General features: G+C 42.7%; 3 protein-coding genes. 2 read left to right on the top strand and 1 reads right to left on the bottom strand.

From position 1 onward, the window contains the following. Positions 1 to 769, bottom strand: a 769-nt coding sequence (locus tag BCU12_RS06120; protein WP_133153820.1) for a patatin family protein, incomplete at its 3' end; no start/stop codon positions are given. A 660-nt stretch (positions 770 to 1,429) separates the two neighbouring features. Between BCU12_RS06120 and BCU12_RS06115 the strand changes: the two genes are divergently transcribed. Together BCU12_RS06115 and BCU12_RS06110 are read left to right on the top strand one after the other, a co-directional pair. Beyond that, positions 1,430 to 2,665, top strand: a complete 1,236-nt coding sequence (locus BCU12_RS06115) for an OFA family MFS transporter (protein ID WP_102403465.1) — start codon at positions 1,430 to 1,432, stop codon at positions 2,663 to 2,665. A gap of 412 nt (positions 2,666 to 3,077) precedes the next feature. Further along, positions 3,078 to 4,728 (top strand): fatty acid cis/trans isomerase (locus tag BCU12_RS06110; protein ID WP_102403466.1); only part of this gene is annotated, 1,651 nt, incomplete at its 3' end.

Raw genomic sequence — 4,728 nt, 5'->3', positions numbered from 1 at the left:
GAGATGGATAGTCCTGTTTAAGCTGCTCAATCCCTTTCGTAAACTGACGCTGGAAATCATTCAACTTATCAACGTGGCCAGTAAGACCGTACTTCTCAATGAGGAGATCCAACCCCGTTTCTACTTCTAATGAAAACTGAGAAAACGCAGGCTTTTCAGGTTGTGCATTGGTTATCGGTTCCGTGGTAATCACGACTAACTCTTTTGCACCACGACGATACGCTTCTTCAACAGGGATAGTCGATGTGACGCCACCATCCACCCACGTTGCACCGTCGAATTCAATATCATCGAAGTAAAGAACAGGGATCGCGCTGGTTGCTTTGAGTACATCAAACCACTTGTCTGAAAAAATGGGGTAGTAATAGTCTTTGAGTTCTTCTACATGAGTAATACACGCGAGCGCTTCTCTATGTTGGCCTAAGTAGGGCGTTTCTAAGAACGTTTTGCCTTTTTCTATGTCCAGAGGAAACTCGCCACGTTCAATAAACTGAAAAGCCCAATCAAGGTCCATCGGTTGGTCTTTTTGCACAAACTTATTAAAATCGAAAAACTTTTGATTGGTTGTGTAGTTCAAAATGAAATCAAGCGCTAAACCCGTTTGACCAGCAATAAACGCAGCGATATTCAGCGCGCCAGCAGACGTCCCCAAATAGTAAGAAAAGGGGTTAAAATATTGCTGCTTGAATTGATCAAGAACACCGGCAGAAAATGCACCTTTCTGCCCTCCCCCCTGCACAATGAGTGCGGCTTTTCTGCTATCTGCCATTCAGACTCTCTTCGATTATCGGCCAAAAGTAACGTCGATTACTAAGGTATTCGAGACAATACGTCGACGTTGAAATGTAAGGTATCTTGCTAATATAACAATCTAATTTACCTAGATGGTCAAGATTGTTTCGAAATTTGATTTAGAGCTAACTATCAACGTTTATCACTACTGACCAATTCACCCCATTTATCTAAATAATGAATGAATAGTTTTAAAGACCCTGTCTTTCGTTCTTTTCCATAACAAGGTGGCTCGGTAGTACTTAAAACCTAAGCTGGATTTTATAAATGAAAGCTATCTTTTGCATGCTATGAATACTGAAAATGTATACGCATCGCACATAAATCAATTTATTTGATACACAGCGATATCAATATCAATTCTGCTGCTAAACATCTCTTTAAACTCACTTTTTGACGTGGACTATTCTGGAGGAATTTAAGTCAAACACCATAAAAACAAACACAGCAAATTAACAATTAACTCAAGGAATTAACGTATCAAGATTAAATAGGTTATTAATAGAAAAAGAGATTCCAATCACATTTATATTGGTTATAATCCGCGCTCGTTGCGATTTATGTTGATAAACGCAAACTAATTTTTAATGAATACCACTAACCGCGCCCTAATTTTTGGGCAACATTGGGAATGAAAATGAGCAAGATCGATAAAGCTATGCGTATCCTTTTAGCAGGATTCTGTATCAACCTTTGTCTTGGCATACTGTATGCTTGGAGTGTATTTAACAAAGCGCTTGTTACTGATTTTGGCTGGAGTGCAGCTGACGCTTCTTCACCTTACGCAACAGCTACCATCACTTTTTCTATTTGTCTTCTTGTTGCTGGTATTCTTCAAGACCGCATGGGCCCACGTAAGATTCTTATTTTGGGTACGCTTTTAACGGGTCTTGGCATGATTGCTTCTGGCTTCGTTAACTCTGTTTTCATGCTTAACCTAACGTTCGGTGTGATTACAGGTGCGGGTATCGGTTTTGGTTACGCGTGTCTTTCTCCTTCGGCAATGAAGTGGTTCCACCCGTCGAAGAAAGGTATGGTTAACGGATTAATTGCAGCCGGATTTGGCCTTGCCGCTATTTACCTTGCACCGCTTACTTCAATGCTAATCACTGATTTAGGGATTAACACAGCATTTATGATTCTCGGTGTCGGTGTTCTTGCTATTGCTGTGCCACTTGCGTGTACCATTAACAACCCACCATCAGATTACGTTCCTGATGCACCAAAAGTGAAAGCTGGCCAAGCACCTGTTGTTGTCAAGCAAGCTACCGATATCAGCTGGAAGACAATGCTCAAAACACCACAGTTTTACTCTCTATGGGTAATGTATGCATTTGCTGCGTCAGTGGGTCTCATGGTTATTGGTAACATCACTAACATTGCGAGTGTACAAGCGAACCTTCCAAACGCAGTGTACCTAGCGTCTATTCTTGCTGTATTTAACTCAGGCGGCCGTGTTGGTGCAGGTATCCTATCTGACAAAATCGGTGGCGTACGCACTCTACTGCTTGCATTCATTTTGCAGGGAGTAAACATGGTCTTGTTTGCAACGTTCGATTCTGAATTTACATTGATCATTGGTACTGCAATTGCGGCAGTCGGTTACGGTACTCTTCTAGCGGTGTTCCCATCACTGACGGCTGAATTCTACGGTCTTAAGAACTACGGTACTAACTATGGTGTTCTTTACACTGCATGGGGTATTGGTGGTGCACTGGGTGTCGCAGTGGTTGGCTATTCAATGGCAAGCAATGGCGGATACGGCCTTGCGTACACTATTTCTGCAGCAATGATGGCTGTCTGTGTGGTTCTTGCTTTAGTCACTAAACCAGTAAAAGTTCAAGCATCTGATCTTCAAACGTCTAACGCATAAGTTGCTCGTGTAGAGCCTTTCTCGGGCTCTCTTTCAACAACGCTCTTTTGCAGTAAGAGTGCATCGATTAAGGCTCAACATTTTGTTGGGCCTTTTTATTAACCGTGATAACTACAACTGCCTGCTCAACACTTAAATGATTCATTCGTCATATCCCGCATCGCTTGCCACTTAGGCTTGCTAACGAAGCTTGTCAATGAACAACAAGCAATCGCGCATCAACGCCTTCCCTAGTCCTCTTTTACCGTTGGCTCTACTGAATTTATTAATGTCCCTTTGTTTAAGATGCAAACATGCTTTGTCTTAGGCGCAAACATTCGCGCGAGCAATCAATTTCAGGCAGGTCTTCAACTGGCTGATAATAATATTTATTGTATAATAATGAAAAGTGTATAAAGACCTTGGTAACGTGATGAATTTTAATAAGTTACTTTCATTAAGTTTGATACTTATTTTCTCTGGCTGTGCAACGTACGCAGGCCTAAATTACAACGAGCTGTTTGGCGAACCAGAAGTTAGAGATAGAATGGTTGCAGTAGATTCTCCTAAATCTCAATTTTTCCTAAACGAAGTCAAACCAATCATCGATAATCGATGTGTTGTTTGTCACGCTTGTTATGACGCTCCCTGCCAACTTAAAATGTCTTCGGTTGAGGGTATTGAACGAGGAGGAAGTGAGTCTCTGGTATACCATGGTACAAGGCTCACTGCGGCGAAACCGACACGTTTGTTTGAAGATGCACATTCTACAGGTGAATGGCGTGATCTCGGGTTTCATCCAATCTTGAATGAACGAAATCAAACGTCAACGGCAAATATTCAAGCGAGTTTAATCGCGCGTATGCTGCAGCAGAAGGAAAATCATCCACTACCACAAGATACTCCTCAGTTAGAAGGCTTTGACTTTTCGACTTCCAGGCTCCAAGAGTGCCCAACAATAGAAGAGTTTGATCAGTACGAAAAAGACTATCCGACTTGGGGGATGCCTTATGGTATGCCAAACCTAGACTCCCACGAATACAGTACTCTTATGTCTTGGATTCAGAGCGGAGCCGCAATGAATCAACCGATTCCATTAACGACGGAACAGCAGTTATTAGTTGATGAATACGAAACGCTGCTAAACAAGAATTCAAAGAAAGCACAACTTTCTGCTCGCTACATCTATGAGCATCTCTTTTTGTCACACCTGTACTTTTCTGATTTAGAGCCAACAGGGAATGAATTACAATCACCGCGATTCTTCACACTAGTCCGATCATCGACGCCACCAGGTAAACCTGTCGATAGAATCTCTACACGTCGCCCATACGACGACCCTAACGTTGATCGGGTCTACTACCGTCTGATACCAGATCAAGGTACGACAGTTTCAAAAACTCACTTACCATTCTCCTTAAATAAAGAACGAATCGCGAATTGGAAAGCGTGGTTTATAGACGCTGATTATTCTATTGCAGAATTGCCAGGCTACCAGATTGATGTGGCAGCAAACCCTCTGACCGCTTTTACCAGTTTGCCAGTACGTTCTCGCTTTAAGTTCATGCTTGATAACGCCCAGAACACCATCGGAGGGTTTATCAAGGGTCCTGTATGTCGTGGGCAATTGGCACTCAACGTGATCAACGACAGATTTTGGATCTTCTTTGTCGACCCAGACGTAGCAGACCTTCCACAGGTCAATGAGTTTTACCGTTCTCAAGAGAATAACTTAAGGCTACCCTCTGAGCTAAACAGCAATACTGTGCCACTGACAAACTGGGTAGGCTATGCTCGTCAGCAAGCCCGTTACCTAGAGGCAAAAACTGAGTTCGTTAACGAGAAGTTTCAAGGTGGAGAGTACGTCACGACTAACATCCTTTGGAGTGGCGACGGCATCAATAAAAATGCCGCTCTTACGATATTTCGACATTTTGACAGCGCTTCGGTCGTTCAAGGTCTTGTAGGAACACCCCCTAAAACCGCTTGGGTTCTTGATTATGCACTGCTTGAACGAATTCACTATTTGCTCGTCGCGGGGTTTGATGTTTACGGCAATTTCGGCCATCAACTGATCACACGCA

The sequence above is a fragment of the Vibrio sp. 10N.261.55.A7 genome, from assembly GCF_002877365.1.
Classification (GTDB): domain Bacteria; phylum Pseudomonadota; class Gammaproteobacteria; order Enterobacterales; family Vibrionaceae; genus Vibrio.
The sequence above is the reverse complement of the archived record's forward strand: the minus strand, read 5'-3'. Positions and strand labels throughout refer to the sequence as shown.

What these genes read in the sequence shown, in the direction of transcription:
- BCU12_RS06115 (WP_102403465.1), top strand. Translation starts at nt 1,430, where the DNA reads ATGAGCAAGATCGATAAAGCTATGCGTATCCTTTTAGCAGGATTCTGT.